The organism is Pseudomonas sp. 13B_3.2_Bac1, from assembly GCF_025466205.1.
In the GTDB taxonomy this organism is placed as follows: Bacteria; Pseudomonadota; Gammaproteobacteria; order Pseudomonadales; family Pseudomonadaceae; genus Aquipseudomonas; species Aquipseudomonas fluorescens_H.
In genome coordinates this window covers 11,899-27,785 of the sequence record NZ_JANLOG010000037.1, presented here as the reverse complement: position 1 = coordinate 27,785, position 15,887 = coordinate 11,899, and the positions used below count along the sequence as shown (strand labels likewise).

Annotated in this window: 15 protein-coding genes; 5 read left to right on the top strand and 10 right to left on the bottom strand. The window is 61.4% G+C overall.

The annotated features are described in order from the left end of the window. Positions 1-26 precede the first annotated feature (26 nt). On the bottom strand, positions 27-1,700 hold the full coding sequence (locus NTD85_RS05795; RefSeq protein WP_003229436.1) for a putative bifunctional diguanylate cyclase/phosphodiesterase: 1,674 nt from the start codon (positions 1,698-1,700) through the stop codon (positions 27-29). A 262-nt stretch (positions 1,701-1,962) separates the two neighbouring features. On the opposite strand from NTD85_RS05795, the gene rep reads away from it, so the two are divergent. Both rep and NTD85_RS05785 read left to right on the top strand, forming a co-directional pair. Then, complete coding sequence (gene rep, locus NTD85_RS05790; protein WP_027610430.1) at positions 1,963-3,972, top strand: DNA helicase Rep; 2,010 nt, start codon at positions 1,963-1,965, stop codon at positions 3,970-3,972. Between the two features lie 55 nt (positions 3,973-4,027). Further along, entirely contained in the window at positions 4,028-4,600 is a 573-nt protein-coding gene (locus NTD85_RS05785; RefSeq protein WP_003229440.1) for a xanthine phosphoribosyltransferase, read from the top strand. A 129-nt stretch (positions 4,601-4,729) separates the two neighbouring features. Here NTD85_RS05785 and NTD85_RS05780 read toward each other — a convergent pair whose 3' ends face one another. From NTD85_RS05780 to dadA, 6 genes are all read right to left on the bottom strand, one after another. Further along, positions 4,730-6,652, bottom strand: a complete 1,923-nt coding sequence (locus NTD85_RS05780) for an acetyl-CoA hydrolase/transferase C-terminal domain-containing protein (protein ID WP_262141658.1) — start codon at positions 6,650-6,652, stop codon at positions 4,730-4,732. A gap of 135 nt (positions 6,653-6,787) precedes the next feature. After that, positions 6,788-7,204 (bottom strand): c-type cytochrome, encoded by a 417-nt coding sequence (locus NTD85_RS05775; RefSeq protein WP_025112727.1) that lies wholly within the window; start codon positions 7,202-7,204, stop codon positions 6,788-6,790. A gap of 182 nt (positions 7,205-7,386) precedes the next feature. Beyond that, entirely contained in the window at positions 7,387-7,935 is a 549-nt protein-coding gene (locus NTD85_RS05770; RefSeq protein WP_003229444.1) for a cupin domain-containing protein, read from the bottom strand. An 88-nt stretch (positions 7,936-8,023) separates the two neighbouring features. After that, a complete protein-coding gene (alr, locus tag NTD85_RS05765; protein ID WP_262141657.1) occupies positions 8,024-9,097 on the bottom strand; it encodes an alanine racemase in 1,074 nt (357 codons plus the stop codon). 94 nt (positions 9,098-9,191) lie between these two features. Continuing rightward, entirely contained in the window at positions 9,192-9,545 is a 354-nt protein-coding gene (locus tag NTD85_RS05760) for a RidA family protein (protein ID WP_003229450.1), read from the bottom strand. Next, positions 9,517-10,821 carry a D-amino acid dehydrogenase gene (gene dadA / locus NTD85_RS05755; protein ID WP_064589807.1) on the bottom strand — a complete coding sequence of 435 codons (1,305 nt, stop codon included), beginning with the start codon at positions 10,819-10,821 and terminating at the stop codon, positions 9,517-9,519. Before dadA ends, NTD85_RS05760 begins: the two co-directional genes overlap by 29 nt. 156 nt (positions 10,822-10,977) lie before the next feature. On the opposite strand from dadA, the gene NTD85_RS05750 reads away from it, so the two are divergent. Beyond that, entirely contained in the window at positions 10,978-11,466 is a 489-nt protein-coding gene (locus tag NTD85_RS05750; protein ID WP_003177284.1) for an Lrp/AsnC ligand binding domain-containing protein, read from the top strand. 110 nt (positions 11,467-11,576) lie between these two features. Here NTD85_RS05750 and NTD85_RS05745 read toward each other — a convergent pair whose 3' ends face one another. Continuing rightward, entirely contained in the window at positions 11,577-11,930 is a 354-nt protein-coding gene (locus tag NTD85_RS05745; protein ID WP_166221797.1) for a YkgJ family cysteine cluster protein, read from the bottom strand. Between the two features lie 147 nt (positions 11,931-12,077). Between NTD85_RS05745 and NTD85_RS05740 the strand changes: the two genes are divergently transcribed. Continuing rightward, complete coding sequence (locus tag NTD85_RS05740) at positions 12,078-13,388, top strand: NAD(P)/FAD-dependent oxidoreductase (protein WP_262141655.1); 1,311 nt, start codon at positions 12,078-12,080, stop codon at positions 13,386-13,388. A gap of 117 nt (positions 13,389-13,505) precedes the next feature. Here NTD85_RS05740 and NTD85_RS05735 read toward each other — a convergent pair whose 3' ends face one another. Next, on the bottom strand, positions 13,506-13,751 hold the full coding sequence (locus NTD85_RS05735; protein WP_262141654.1) for a DUF1127 domain-containing protein: 246 nt from the start codon (positions 13,749-13,751) through the stop codon (positions 13,506-13,508). A 179-nt stretch (positions 13,752-13,930) separates the two neighbouring features. Here NTD85_RS05735 and NTD85_RS05730 point away from each other — a divergent pair, with 179 nt between their 5' ends. Next, positions 13,931-15,409, top strand: a complete 1,479-nt coding sequence (locus tag NTD85_RS05730) for a PLP-dependent aminotransferase family protein (RefSeq protein WP_003229457.1) — start codon at positions 13,931-13,933, stop codon at positions 15,407-15,409. Here NTD85_RS05730 and NTD85_RS05725 read toward each other — a convergent pair. Then, on the bottom strand, positions 15,350-15,874 hold the full coding sequence (locus NTD85_RS05725) for a hypothetical protein (protein WP_262141653.1): 525 nt from the start codon (positions 15,872-15,874) through the stop codon (positions 15,350-15,352). The genes NTD85_RS05730 and NTD85_RS05725 overlap by 60 nt on opposite strands. Positions 15,875-15,887 lie beyond the last annotated feature (13 nt).

Here is a 15,887-nt window from a genome sequence, read left to right as displayed (position 1 = left end):
GTCATGCATTCACCCGGAAATGGTGTTCAGCTCACAAATTCCAGTGATGACTGCTGGCTGGCCCCAAACGTCAGGTACTCAACCAACTCCGCCAATGGCAACGGCCGGCTGATCAGATAACCCTGCACCTGATCACAGCCAAACCCGCGCAGCAGATCCAGCTGCTCCGGCGTCTCCACCCCCTCGGCCACCACTTCCAGATGCAGGTTGTGCGCGAGGTTGATCATCGCATGCACCAGTTTGCGGTTCTCTTCGCGTTGCTCCATACCGCCGACAAAGCTTTTGTCGATCTTCAGCAGCGTGATCGGCAGGCTGTTGAGGTGCACGAACGAGGAGAACCCGGTGCCGAAGTCATCCAGCGAGAAACGCACGCCGAGGCGGCCGAGGGCGTCCATGGTCTGCTTGACCAGATCGCTGCGGCGCATCACGGCGGTTTCGGTGAGTTCAAATTCGAGCCATTGCGCCTCGACCCCGCGCTCGGCAATCAGCCGGCTGAGCGTCGGCAGCAACTGGCTGTCCTGAAACTGGCGAAACGACAGGTTGATCGCCATATGCAGCGCCGGCAGCCCGCGCTCGCGCAGTGCCTGCATGTCGCGCAACGCGCGGGAAATCACCCAGTAGCCCAACGGCACGATCAAACCACTCTGCTCGGCCAGCGGCACGAATTCGCTCGGTGGCAACAAACCGCGCTCGCCATGACGCCAGCGCACCAAGGCTTCGAGGCCGACGATCTGCCCGTCTGCAAGATTCAGTCGCGGCTGGTAATGCAGCTCCAGCTCATCGCGACGCAACGCCCGGCGCAGCTCGCTTTCGAGATCGGCCATGCTCCGGGCGTTGCGGTTGATGCGTTCGTTGAAGATATGGAAGGTGCAGCCCTGCGTGCTCTTGGCCTGCTGCATGGCGATGTGCGCGTGCCACATCAGCGGATCGGCGCCACCTTGTGCGCGGGCATGGGCGATACCGAGACTGGAACCGATCAACAGGCTTTCGCCGTCGACCCAATAGGGTTCGGACAAGGCTTCTGTGATGCGCTCGGCCATCCACTCGGCGCGTTGCGGCGCACGGCGGGTATCGATCAGCAGGGCAAATTCGTCGCTGCCCAGGCGCGCCAGTTGATCACCGGCCTCCAGCTGACTTTTCAGCCGGGCGACGACTTGCAGGATCAGCCGGTCGCCGGCCTGATGCCCGAGGGCGTCGTTGGCATGACGAAAGTTGTCGAGATCGAGATGTCCGAGGGCCAGACCGCGCCCGTCGTTTTCTGCCAGCCGCGCGGTGAGCAGGGTCTGAAAGCCCTGGCGGTTGGCGATGCCGGTCAGAGGATCCTGTTCAGCGAGGCGTTGCAGAGTGTTTTCGAGAACGCCGCGCTCACGCACATGACGCAGGCAACGGCGCAGCATGCCGGCATCGAGGGCGTCGAACACCAGCCAGTCGCTGACGCCAACGGGCGCGGTGGCCGGTTCGTGTTCCAGCAGCAACACGGTCGGCAGGCTGCAACGGCCCGGGGCCGGCTGCAACGCGGGAACGGTCAACAACACCGCATGACGGTTGTCTTCGAACAGACTGCTGACCGACTCCCAGCTCGGCGCGCTGATCAGCACCGCCGCGCTCCCCATCGGAGCCAGACACTCGCGCAATAACGCTGTCCACGCTGGCTCTTCGGCCAGTAGCAGCAAACGCAAGGGTTCGACAGGCGTAGACAAGCTAGCTCCCTAGACTCTGCAATGATGTGGGCGGGGCATTATGCCGTTGCGATGATCAATGACCAAATGACAACGGTTATCAAACCGTTATTTTGTGTCATGAATGAGTACATTAGCCGCAAAATCACCGCGCATCCTGCGTGAAAGTAACAAAACCGGCAAATTTGAATCGCGTGGTGCGTCACAAGTCGGACAGAGCAGCACAAATCGCTGAGCCTGTTAAAATGCCGGCCCATTTCGTCAACGACTCCCGAATTTTCGTATGTCCCGACTCAATCCCCGGCAGCAAGAAGCCGTGAACTACGTCGGCGGCCCACTATTGGTGCTCGCCGGCGCTGGCTCCGGCAAGACCAGCGTGATCACCCGCAAGATCGCGCACCTGATCCAGAACTGCGGCATCCGCGCCCAGTACATCGTCGCCATGACCTTTACCAACAAGGCCGCGCGCGAGATGAAGGAGCGGGTCGGCACCCTGCTGCGTGCCGGCGAAGGTCGCGGCCTGACGGTCTGCACCTTCCACAACCTGGGCCTGAACATCATCCGCAAGGAGCATGCGCGGCTGGGCTACAAACCCGGTTTCTCGATCTTCGACGAGACCGACGTCAAAGCCCTGATGACCGACATCATGCAGAAGGAATACGCAGGCGACGACGGCGTCGACGAGATCAAGAACATGATCGGCGCCTGGAAAAACGACCTGATCCTGCCGGCCCAGGCGCTGGAAAACGCGCGCAATCCGAAAGAACAGACTGCCGCCATCGTCTACACCCACTATCAGCGCACGCTCAAGGCGTTCAACGCGGTGGACTTCGACGACCTGATCCTGCTGCCGGTGAAACTCTTCGAAGAGCACGCCGACATCCTCGAAAAGTGGCAGAACAAGGTGCGTTACCTGCTGGTCGACGAATACCAGGACACCAACGCCAGCCAGTACCTGCTGGTGAAGATGCTGATCGGCAAGCGCAATCAGTTCACCGTGGTGGGCGACGACGACCAGTCGATCTATGCCTGGCGTGGCGCACGGCCGGAAAACCTGATGCTGCTCAAGGATGACTACCCGTCGCTGAAAGTGGTGATGCTCGAGCAGAACTACCGCTCCACCAGTCGCATCCTGCGCTGCGCCAACGTGCTGATCTCGAACAACCCGCACGAATTCGAAAAACAGCTGTGGAGTGAGATGGGCCACGGCGACGAGATCCGCGTGATCCGCTGCCGCAACGAAGACGCCGAAGCCGAGCGCGTGGCCATGGAAATCCTCAGCCTGCACTTGCGCACCGACCGCCCGTACAGCGATTTCGCGATTCTCTATCGCGGCAACTACCAGGCCAAGCTGATCGAACTGAAGCTGCAGCACCACCAGGTGCCGTACCGCCTGAGCGGCGGCAACAGCTTCTTCGGCCGTCAGGAAGTGAAAGACCTGATGGCCTACTTCCGCCTGATCGTGAACCCGGACGACGACAACGCCTTCCTGCGCGTGATCAACGTGCCGCGCCGGGAAATCGGCTCGACCACCCTGGAAAAACTCGGCAACTACGCCACCGAACGCAAGATCTCGATGTACGCCGCCACCGATGAAATCGGTCTGGGCGAGCATCTGGACAGCCGCTTCACTGATCGCCTGTCGCGCTTCAAGCGCTTCATGGACAAGGTGCGCGAGCAGTGCGCCGGCGAAGATCCGATCTCGGCGCTGCGCAGCATGGTCATGGACATCGACTACGAGAACTGGCTGCGCACCAACAGTTCCAGCGACAAGGCTGCGGACTACCGGATGAGCAACGTCTGGTTCCTGATCGAAGCCTTGAAGAACACCCTGGAAAAAGACGAAGACGGCGAGATGACCGTCGAGGACGCCATCGGCAAACTGGTCCTGCGCGACATGCTCGAGCGGCAGCAGGAAGAAGAGGACGGCGCCGAAGGCGTGCAGATGATGACCCTGCATGCGTCCAAGGGCCTGGAATTCCCTTACGTGTTCATCATGGGCATGGAAGAGGAAATCCTCCCGCACCGCTCCAGCATCGAAGCCGACACCATCGAAGAGGAACGCCGCCTGGCCTACGTGGGCATCACCCGCGCGCGTCAGACCCTGGCGTTCACCTTCGCCGCCAAGCGCAAGCAGTACGGCGAGATCATCGACTGCGCGCCAAGCCGCTTCCTCGATGAGCTGCCGCCGGACGACCTGGCGTGGGAAGGCAACGACGACACACCGACCGAAGTCAAAGCCGTGCGTGGCAATAGCGCATTGGCTGATATACGCGCGATGTTAAAGCGCTAGAATTGACCACTTTTTTAAAGCTTAGGGCGCACAGGCGCTGAACGAGGACAGCTTCATGGAAGCATTGCACCAGAAAATCCGCGAACAAGGCATCGTGCTTTCCGACCAGGTCCTGAAAGTCGACGCCTTTCTGAACCATCAGATCGACCCGGCCCTGATGAAGCTGATCGGCGACGAATTCGCCACGCTGTTCAAGGATTCGGGCATCACCAAGATCGTCACCATCGAAGCCTCGGGCATTGCCCCGGCGATCATGACCGGTCTGAACCTGGGCGTGCCGGTGATCTTCGCCCGCAAGCAACAGTCCCTGACCCTGACAGAAAACCTGCTGTCGGCGACCGTTTATTCGTTCACCAAAAAGACCGAAAGCACGGTGGCCATCTCGCCACGGCACCTGACCAGCAGCGACCGCGTGCTGATCATCGACGACTTCCTGGCCAACGGTAAGGCCTCGCAGGCGTTGATCTCGATCATCAAGCAGGCTGGCGCCACCGTTGCCGGTCTGGGCATCGTGATCGAGAAGTCGTTCCAGGGTGGCCGGGCCGAACTGGATTCGCAGGGCTACCGCGTTGAATCGCTGGCTCGCGTGAAATCGCTGAAGGATGGCGTCGTTACCTTCATCGAATAATCCACGCCGCATTACCCCCTGTGGGAGCGGGCTTGCTCGCGAAGGCGGTGTGTCAATCGACATATTCTTCGACTGACACACCGCCTTCGCGAGCAAGCCCGCTCCCACAGTTGGTTTTGGGGTGAGCCGTTACTGCGCGGTGGCCTTCAGCCCGGTGAGTAGCAGGCGCTGGAAAAGGTCTTCTTTCAGGCCTTCCGGGTTCGTGAGCTGCATACGTTCAAGGTGTTCAGGGAACGTCGAAGCCTCCGGCGCATCCAGCGCGGCCTTGCCCAGCTCCAATATCTCGCTCAGCTTGAACTTGCTCTTCAGCCAGTTCAGCGCCCGCAGCAAATCCCGCTCGATGGCGGTGAAATCACAGCCCAGCGGATACTCCGGAAACAGATTCGGATGCTTCGCGGCAATCGCCTGCAAGCGTTGCGGGGTGTTATCGGCGAAACGCGGATCGAGACGGAAATCCTGCGGCAGTTTGCCGACCTTCTGCGCCTGCTCGATCAGTTCTGGCTGGAAGCGTGAATCGCTGATGTTCAGCAACGACTCGATCACCACCGCGTCAGTCTTGCCGCGCAGGTCGGCGATACCGTACTCGGTGACCACGATGTCGCGCAGGTGCCGTGGAATCGTGCAGTGCCCGTACTCCCAGACGATGTTCGAGCTGACCTCGCCGCCGGACTCGCGCCAGCTGCGCAGGATCAGAATCGAGCGCGCATCGTGCAGCGCGTGGCCCTGGGCGACGAAGTTGTACTGCCCGCCGACACCGCTGAGCACCCGCCCGTCTTCCAGCTGATCGGCCACACCCGCGCCCATCAGCGTCATGGTGAAAACGGTGTTGATGAACCGTGCATCAAGCCGTTGCAAGCGCTTCAATTCTTCCTGCCCGTACAGCTCGTTGATGTAGCTGATGCGGGTCATGTTGAATTCGAGGCGCTTGCTCAACGGCAGTTCGCGCAGGCGCTCGTAGAAACTGCGTGGTCCGAGGAAGAAGCCGCCGTGCACCGAGATGCCATCGGTCTGCGCCGCTTCATCGAGGGTGCCAGCGTTGGCCTGTTGCTGCGTCTGCACGTCGGGGTAGACCTTGCGCCGGATGATCCCGGCATCGGCCAGCACCAGCAGGCCGTTGACGAACATTTCGCTGCAGCCATACAGGCCTTTGGCGAATGGCGCGGTACCGCCCTCGCGCTCGATCAACTGTGCCCACTGGCTGAGATTGAGATCGGCCAGTACCGCCTGATAACCGGCGTTGTCCGCCTGCCGCGCGAGCAATGCGGCGGTCAGTGCATCGCCCATCGAGCCGATGCCGATCTGCAAGGTGCCGCCGTCGCGCACCAGAGTGCTGGCGTGCAGGCCGATGAAATGATCCTGAAAGCCCACCGGCATGTTCGGCGTGGAAAACAGCGTGCTGCTGTCCTTCGCGTCGATCAGCAGGTCGAAGGTGTCGATATCGACTTCGGCATCACCGGGCATGTACGGCAGATCGGTGTGCACCTGGCCGACCAGCAGAATGGTCTCCCCGGCGTCGCGGCGCTTGGCGATCATCGGCAACAGGTCGAGGGTGATGTCGGGGTTGCAGCTCAGACTCAGGCGATCAGGATGTTCGCTGCTGCTGGCGAGCAATTGCGCCACCAGATTGAGGCCGGCGGCATTGATGTCGCGGGCGGCGTGGCTGTAGTTGCTGCTGACGTAATCCTGCTGGGCCGGCGGGCTGTTGAGCAGGCTGCCGGGCTGCATGAAAAACTGTTCGATGCGGATATTGGCGGGCAGGCTGTCACGGTGCAGGTCGGCAAGGAAATCGAATTCGGGGTAGTCGCCGAAGACGCGCTCGACGAAGGGTTCGATGAAGCGCTTCTGCAGACCGTCGCCCAGCGTCGGCCGCCCCAGGCACAGCGCGGTATAGATCGTCAGTTGCCGCTCGGGCAAGTCCTTGATCCGCCGGTACAGCGCGTTGACGAAGTGATTGGGCTTGCCCAAGCCCAGCGGCATGCCCATGTGGATATGCGCCGGCAGACGTGCAAGCACATCGTCCACTGCCTGTTCGATCGAACACAACTGCACCATCTGAAGCCTCCTGCCCGTTCCGTGAATAGGGGTAGACCGAGCTTGCCTCGACTTTGCTGCAAAGGACAGCGAAAGCCGTGAATCGCAGGCACAAAAAAACCGTCCGAAGACGGTTTTTTTCGTCAGAAGCGCGGCTTATTTCAGGCCGGACATCTTCTGGATCGCGCCTTTCAACTCGTCATCCGAGCAGTCGGCGCAGGTACCTTTGGGTGGCATCGAATTCAGGCCAGTGATGGCTTTGGCCAGCAGGCCGTCGAGGCCGCCCTGGTGATCGGCACGGTCTTTCCAGGCCGCTGCGTCACCGATTTTCGGGGCGCCCAGCAGGCCCGTGCCGTGACAAGCGTTGCAATGTTTTGCAATCACTTCATCCGGCGTCTTCGCCCCACCACCGCCTCCAGCGGAGGCAGCGACTTCCATCCCTTTGCATTCCTGCCCCTGAACGCACACCTGGCCGACCGGCTCGAGGCGTTTGGCAATGTCGTCATTCGTCGCAGCTTGAGCGCTGACAGCCCAGAGGGCCAGTACGGTTGCTGGTGCGGCCAGCATTTTCATAATTAGATTCACGCGTTCACCCTCAATGGTGGCTATTCACGCCTGCGGCCACGGTTCGCAGGCGGGCGCAAGTATAGCGGGTAGCCCGCCACACTGAAACAACCCCATAGTCGAAGGGGTTATACCGCGCGATGGAAAAACTCTGCGGATGCCTTCGCCGTCATGGCTTGGCGCCTCTATCGTTAAAAATTTGCCGGCGTGGCTGCGCTGATTAGTCGCGCAGGCGCGTCGAACGGATTACGGAAGCGATGCGGCTTGGTACTTTCAAAATAGTAGCTGTCGCCGGCTTCGAGAATAAAAGTTTCCAGGCCCACCACCAATTCCAGACGACCTTCCACCAGAATCCCGGTTTCCTCGCCTTCATGGGTGAGCATTTCTTCGCCGGTATCGGCGCCCGGCGGGTAGATTTCGTTGAGGAACGCGATGGCCCGGCTCGGGTGTGCGCGGCCGACCAGTTTCATGGTCACGGCGCCGTCGGAAATGTCGATCAGCTCGTTGGCCTTGTAGACGATCTGGGTCGGTTTTTCCTGCAGGATTTCTTCGGAAAAGAACTCGACCATGGACATGGGAATCCCGCCCAGAACCTTCCTCAGCGAACTGATCGAAGGGCTGACGCTGTTCTTTTCGATCATCGAAATGGTGCTGTTGGTGACGCCCGCGCGCTTGGCGAGTTCACGCTGGGAAAGCCCTTTGAGCTTGCGGATCGATTGCAGTCGTTCACCGACGTCCAAGGCGGGAGCCTCCTGATGTTGTAAGAATATTGAGCGTTATCATGGCGACAGCGTTCAGTATTTACAACACTTGCCCCCCGCAGCGGCGTCAACCCTCGGAATAGAGCCTTGGCACGCGACGCAGGTTGCAGAAGATCTGATACGGAATGGTGTCCGCCCACTGCGCCACTTCGCTGGCGAGGATGTTCTTGCCCCACAGCTCGACGGTCGAACCGAGGTCGGCTTCCGGCACATCAGTGAGGTCGATGCACAGCATATCCATCGACACCCGGCCAAGAATCCGGCTGCGTTTGCCGGCCACCAACACCGGTGTGCCCGTCGGCGCCTGACGCGGGTAGCCATCGGCATAACCCATGGCAACCACGCCGATGCGCATCGGTTTGTCGGTGATGAATTTGGCGCCATAGCCGATCGGCTCGCCGGCGGGCAATTCGCGCACGCAGATGACTTTCGATTCGAGGGTCATCACCGGTTGCAGGCGCTCGGCTACGGCGTTGGCTTCTTCGAACGGTGTGGCACCGTAGAGCATGATCCCCGGACGCACCCAGTCGCTGTGGATCTGCGGCCAACCGAGCACGGCCGGCGAGTTGCGCAGGCTGACTTCGGCGGCGAGGCCCTGACGCGCCGCCTCAAACACCGCAACCTGATCGGCGCTGCTTTGCTCATGCAGTTCATCGGCGCGGGCGAAGTGGCTCATCAGCACGATCTTCGCCACTTTGCCGCTGGCCAGCAGGCGCTGGTAGGCGGCAGCGTAATCCTTCGGATGCAGGCCGACGCGGTGCATGCCCGAATCAAGCTTCAGCCACACGGTGATCGGCTTGCTCAGGGTTGCCTGCTCGATGGCTTCGAGCTGCCACAGCGAATGCACCACAGTCCAGAAATCATGCTCGACGATCAGCGCCAGCTCATCGGCTTCGAAGATGCCTTCGAGCAACAACACCGGGGCCTTGATGCCGGCCGCGCGCAGCTCCAGCGCTTCTTCGATGCAGGCCACGGCAAACCCGTCGGCCTCGGCTTCCAGCGCCTGGGCGCAACGCACCGCGCCGTGGCCGTAGGCATCCGCCTTGATCACCGCCAGCGCCTTGGCGCCGGTGACTTCGCGGGCAATTCGGTAGTTGTGACGCAGGGCTTGAAGGTCGATCAGGGCACGGGCAGGACGCATGGCAGCAGACTTCTTGGCGGTCATGGGAAGAAAAACCGGCGCTGGCTGACGGCGTGAACCGCCAACAGCGCCGGGAGAGGGATCTTTGAAACGGTTACGGCAACGCGGCGACGATGGAAATCTCGACCAGAATGCTCGGCTTGGCCATCTTCGCTTCGACGGTGGCACGGGCCGGCGCGGCGCCTTTAGGCAACCACTGATCCCACACCGAATTCATCCCGGCGAAGTGCGCCTCGATGTCGTTCAGGTAGATCGTCGCCGACAGCAAATGCTGCTTGTCAGTCCCGGCCAGATCGAGCAGACGCTCGATATTGGCCAGGACTTCGCGGGTTTGTTGTTCAATCCCGGCGTTGAAGTCGTCGCCGACCTGTCCGGCCAGATACACCGTACCGTTGTGGCTGACGATCTGACTCATGCGCTCATTGGTGAGCTGGCGCTGGATTGCCATGTTTTGCGGACTCCTGAGGCTTGTTGCCGTAACGGGAAATATCGAGGCCTTCGGCGCTGATCTGCGGTTTTTTCTTCGCCATCAGATCGGCCAGCAAACGACCGGAACCGCACGCCATGGTCCAACCCAGGGTGCCGTGACCGGTGTTGAGGAACAGGTTCTTGAACGGCGTGGCACCAACGATCGGCGTGCCGTCCGGCGTGGTCGGACGCAGACCGGTCCAGAAGCTCGCCTCAGCCAGATTGCCGCCCTGAGGATAAAGGTCGTTGACGATCATCTCCAGGGTTTCGCGCCGACGCGGGTTCAGCGACAGGTCAAAACCGGCGATCTCGGCCATGCCGCCGACGCGAATGCGGTTGTCGAAACGGGTGATCGCGACCTTGTAGGTTTCGTCGAGAATGGTCGAAGTCGGAGCCATGTCCGGGTTGGTGATCGGCACGGTCAGCGAATAACCCTTGAGCGGATACACCGGCGCCTTGATGCCCAGCGGCTTGAGCAATTGCGGCGAGTAGCTGCCGAGGGCCAGCACGTAGCGGTCGGCGGTTTCCAGCTTGCCGTCGATCCACACGCCGTTGATGCGGTCACCGGCGTAGTCGAGGCGCTGGATGTCCTGGCCGAAGCGGAATTCCACACCGAGTTTCACCGCCATTTCCGCCAGGCGCGTGGTGAACATCTGGCAGTCGCCGGTCTGGTCGTTCGGCAGACGCAGGGCGCCGGCGAGGATGTCGGTTACGTTGGCCAGGGCCGGCTCGACGCGGGCAATGCCGGCGCGGTCGAGGACTTCAAACGGCACGCCGGATTCTTTCAGGACGGCGATGTCCTTGGCGGCGCCATCGAGCTGTGCCTGAGTGCGGAACAGTTGAGTGGTGCCGAGGCTGCGGCCTTCGTAGGCGATGCCGGTTTCAGCGCGCAGTTCGTCGAGGCAGTCGCGGCTGTACTCGGACAGACGCACCATGCGCTCCTTGTTCACCGCGTAACGGTTGGCGGTGCAGTTGCGCAGCATCTGCGCCATCCACAGGTATTGGTCGATGTCGGCAGTGGCCTTGATCGCCAGCGGCGCGTGGCGCTGCAGCAGCCACTTGATGGCCTTGAGCGGCACGCCCGGCGCGGCCCACGGCGAGGCGTAGCCCGGCGATACCTGGCCGGCGTTGGCGAAACTGGTCTCCATGGCCACGGCTGGCTGCCGGTCGACCACCACCACTTCAAACCCGGCACGGGCCAGATAGTAAGCACTGGCGGTACCGATGACGCCGCTACCCAAGACCATTACGCGCATTTTTGTATCCCTCATCGCGGCAGGGCCGCGTACGTCTGTTGTTAGAGCAATGATGCGCGCAGTGTAAAAAAGAATGGCCAGTGCATTTCACTATATAAGCGCCTATATTTGGCGACAATTCTCGGCAAAAACCCTTTTCACGGAGGCGCATCCCCTATGCGTACCAACACTCAGACCAAACGTGAGCTGGACAAGATCGACCGCAACATCTTGCGGATCCTGCAGGCGGACGGGCGCATATCGTTTACCGAACTCGGGGAGAAGGTCGGGCTGTCCACCACGCCGTGTACCGAGCGGGTGCGGCGGCTGGAGCGCGAGGGGATCATCATGGGCTACAACGCCCGCCTGAATCCGCAGCACTTGAAGGGTAGCCTGCTGGTGTTCGTCGAGATCAGCCTCGACTACAAATCCGGCGACACGTTCGAAGAGTTCCGCCGCGCGGTGCTGAAATTGCCGCACGTGCTGGAGTGCCATTTGGTGTCAGGGGATTTCGACTATCTGGTGAAGGCGCGGATTTCCGAGATGGCCTCGTACCGCAAACTGCTGGGCGACATTCTGTTGAAACTGCCGCATGTGCGTGAGTCCAAAAGCTATATCGTGATGGAAGAGGTGAAAGAGAGCCTGAGTCTGCCGATTCCAGACTGAAGATTGGCGTCGCTCCATTCGCGAGCAGGCTCGCTCCCACAGGGGAATGCATTTCAAATGTGGGAGCGAGCCTGCTCGCGAAGGCGTCAGCTCGGTTGCGAGTGAACCGGTTAAACCAGCACCTGCCGATTCGCCGCCATGTACTCGAATATCTGCTTTTCAACCCGCGGATGAATCAACTCCACCGGCCCCCGCCCGTTCGGGCACGGCAACGTCTTCGTCGTCCCGAACAACCGGCAAATCAGCGGCCGCTCCTCATACACCGTGCAGCCATTCGGCCCCAGGTGCACACAGTTCAGCTCCTCCATCGCCGCATCCTGCTCGGCGCGGGTCTTGCGCGGCAGGCGGGCCATTTCTTCCGGTGAAGTGGTCACTGGCCCGCAGCAATCGTGGCAACCGGGCACGCACTCGAACGAGGGGATCTGCTGACGCAGGGTGCGGATTTTCTGGCTGTTGCAGCTCATCGAAACAGTAACCCACATGAAATAGGCGGCAATTGTGCCGCAAAAGCCGTGATCCAGACAGCAACGGCCGACCAGTGTTGCCCGTCTTCGGCCGTGCGGCTTATGCTCCGTCAAATTTTCTCGACACCCAGCCGTTGGATGATGCCCATGAATGCCCGCGCCCGAACCTTCGCGAGCCAACCCCACGTTGCCTCTTACTACGCCGCCAGCAGCCTGCCGCAGCCTGACCATCCGGTGCTGCAAGGCGAAGTGATGGCCGATGTGTGCGTGGTCGGCGGTGGCTTCTCGGGGTTGAACACCGCGCTGGAACTGGCCGAACGCGGCCTCAGCGTGGTGTTGCTGGAAGCGCATCGGATCGGTTGGGGCGCCAGTGGTCGCAACGGTGGGCAGTTGATTCGCGGGGTCGGCCACGGTCTCGACCAGTTCACTAACGTCATCGGCGCCGACGGCGTACGCCAGATGAAACTGATGGGCCTGGAAGCGGTAGAAATCGTCCGCCAGCGCGTCGAACGTTTCCAGATCCCGTGCGACCTGACCTGGGGCTACTGCGACCTTGCCAACAAGCCTGCCGACCTCGAAGGCTTTGCCGAAGACGCCGAAGAGCTGCGCGGCCTTGGCTATCGCTATGAAACCCGTCTGCTGCAGGCCAACGAGATGCACGCCGTGGTTGGCTCCAAGCGTTATGTCGGCGGCTTGATCGACATGGGTTCCGGGCATTTGCATCCGCTGAATCTGGCGCTGGGCGAAGCCGCTGCTGCGCAGCTACTGGGCGTCAAACTGTTCGAGCAATCGGCGGTCACCCGCATCGGCTACGGCCCCGAGGTTCGCGTACACACCGCTCAAGGTTCAGTGCGGGCGAAAACCCTGGTGCTGGGCTGCAACGCTTACCTCAACGACCTCAATCCACAACTCAGCGGCAAAGTACTGCCCGCCGGCAGTTACATCATTGCGACCGAACCGCTTTCCGCAGAACTGGCGCACAGCCTGCTGCCGCAAAACATGGCGGTCTGCGACCAGCGGGTGGCGCTGGATTACTACCGGCTCTCGGCGGATCGACGCTTGTTGTTCGGCGGCGCCTGCCATTATTCCGGGCGCGATCCGAAAGACATCGGCGCATACATGCAGCCGAAGATGCTTGAAGTGTTCCCGCAACTGGCAGGCGTGAAGATCGACTATCAATGGGGCGGCATGATCGGCATCGGTGCCAATCGACTGCCACAGATCGGCCGGCTCAATGATCAGCCGAACGTGTATTACGCCCAGGCCTATTCCGGGCATGGGGTGAATGCCACGCACCTGGCGGGCAAATTGCTCGCCGAGGCGATCAGCGGGCAGCACAGCGGTGGCTTCGACCTGTTTGCCAAGGTGCCGCACATCACTTTCCCCGGCGGCAGGCACTTGCGTTCGCCGTTGCTGGCGCTGGGGATGTTGTGGCATCGGCTCAAAGAGCTGGTCTGAGGTTTTTGCACCAGCCTTAATGCCCTCATCGCGAGCAGGCTCACTCCTACAGTAGGAACGTATTCCCCTGTAGGAGTGAGCCTGCTCGCGATGGGGTCAGAAACAGCACCACATCCTTCAGATCCGCCAGAACGGCTTCAACCCCTCCTCCTGCGCCTGCTCCCGGGTCAACCCGACATCCTTGAGCTGCTCCGGCGTCAGGTTCAACAGCGCCTTGCGCGTGTGCAGACGATGCCAGAACAGGCCCCAGCGACTCAGGCCGGACGGCGCGTTGCGCATGGCGGTATTCCATGCACTGTCCTCCTGCCCTGCCTCCAGTTCCTGACTGTGTAACGTCAGCCGCACATCGCTCAAGCCGTTCATTTTTGTCGCTCCTGTTTACTTGGGTAGCCAGAGATTCCATGATGCGCGGGTCGGCAAAAGCATTACAGATTCAACACTTCTGTATTAACTCCATACAGATTTGCCATTCCTGAGACTGAATCACCGATTTTTGCCGCATCTGTACTGGTTTAACGAATCACCTGCATCGAGGCAGTGCCATGACCCTGTATGTGAACCTCGCCGAGCTGCTCGGCACCCGCATCGAACAAGGCTTCTACCGTCCTGGCGATCGCCTGCCTTCGGTGCGCGCCTTGAGCGTAGAACATGGGGTCAGCCTCAGCACGGTGCAGCAGGCCTATCGCATGCTTGAGGACAGCGGTCTGGCAACGCCGAAACCCAAGTCCGGCTACTTCGTGCCAGTGGGTCGCGAGCTGCCGGAACTGCCTGCGGTCGGGCGGCCGGCGCAGCGGCCGGTGGAGATTTCGCAGTGGGATCAGGTGCTGGAGCTGATTCGCGCAGTGCCGCGCAAGGACGTGGTGCAACTGGGGCGCGGCATGCCCGACGTGACCACGCCCACCATGAAACCGCTGCTGCGCGGACTGGCGCGGATCAGCCGCCGCCAGGACATGCCCGGTCTGTATTACGACAACATTCACGGCACCCTCGAACTGCGCGAACAGATCGCTCGATTGATGCTCGACTCCGGTTGCCAGTTGAGCGCCAGCGACCTGGTGATCACCACCGGTTGCCACGAAGCGCTGTCCACCAGCATCCACGCCATCTGCGAACCGGGCGACATCGTAGCGGTGGATTCGCCGAGCTTCCACGGCGCCATGCAAACGCTCAAAGGCCTGGGCATGAAAGCCCTGGAAATCCCCACCGATCCGCTCACCGGCATCAGCCTCGAAGCGCTGGAACTGGCGCTGGAGCAGTGGCCGATCAAGGTCATCCAGATCACCCCCAACTGCAACAACCCGCTGGGCTACATCATGCCGGAGTCGCGCAAGCGCGCCCTGCTCAACCTGGCACAGCGTTTCGACGTGGCGATCATCGAGGACGATGTGTATGGCGAGCTGGCCTACACCTACCCGCGCCCGCGCACGATCAAGTCCTTCGACGAAGATGGTCGAGTGCTGCTGTGCAGCTCGTTTTCCAAGACCCTGGCGCCAGGGCTGCGCATCGGTTGGGTGGCACCGGGTCGTTATCTGGAACGGGTGCTGCACATGAAATACATCAGCACCGGTTCCACCGCACCGCAGCCGCAGATCGCCATCGCCGAATTTCTCAAGGGCGGCCATTTCGAACCGCACTTGCGGCGGATGCGCACGCAATACCAGCGCAATCGCGACGCGATGATCGACTGGGTCACTCGCTACTTTCCTGCCGGCACCCGCGCCAGTCGCCCGCAGGGCAGCTTCATGCTCTGGGTCGAACTGCCCGAGGGTTTCGATACGCTGAAACTCAATCGTGCGCTGCTCGATCAAGGTGTACAGATCGCCGTCGGCAGTATCTTTTCCGCCTCGGGAAAATACCGCAATTGCCTGCGGATGAACTACGCGGCCAAACCGACACCGCAGATCGAAGAAGCGGTGCGCAAGGTTGGCGCAGCGGCGAGCAGACTGCTGGCCGAAACCGAGTCATTCGAGCCGAAACGTACCGTGCCCGTCGAAGCGACGAAGGTCGGCGACACGGCTTGAGGCATCGCTGACGCGGGCCTCGATGTCCAGCTCCACGTCGAGATGACGACCGGTGGCGATGCTGCCCGCGCGCCAGCTCACGATGCGATCGCCAGGCTGCAGCAAATCCGCCGCGCCCGCCCGCTCTCCCTCGCGCTGCCACTGCACCGGCGCGCCGTCCAGACGCACCGTCACTATGCGTACCTGCAACCGTCCCGGTGCCCAGCGATAATGCAGCGCATCGCTGCTCGGGGCAGCAAAGGACCAACTGATCGAGCGCACATCCGGACATTGAATCCGCAGATGAACCCTGCGCACCCCGAAGCTGCCGTCGTCGCCACTCGATGGCCGCGCCAGCAGTTGCGCCCTCGTCAGGACGCCATAGTCCACAGCGTCCGGCGACAGCGTCATCCGGCAGCTCGCACTGGCCATGGCGGATGCGGACAACAGCCATGCCAGCATGATCTGGATAATCCATCGTTGCATGGGAAAAACCTCA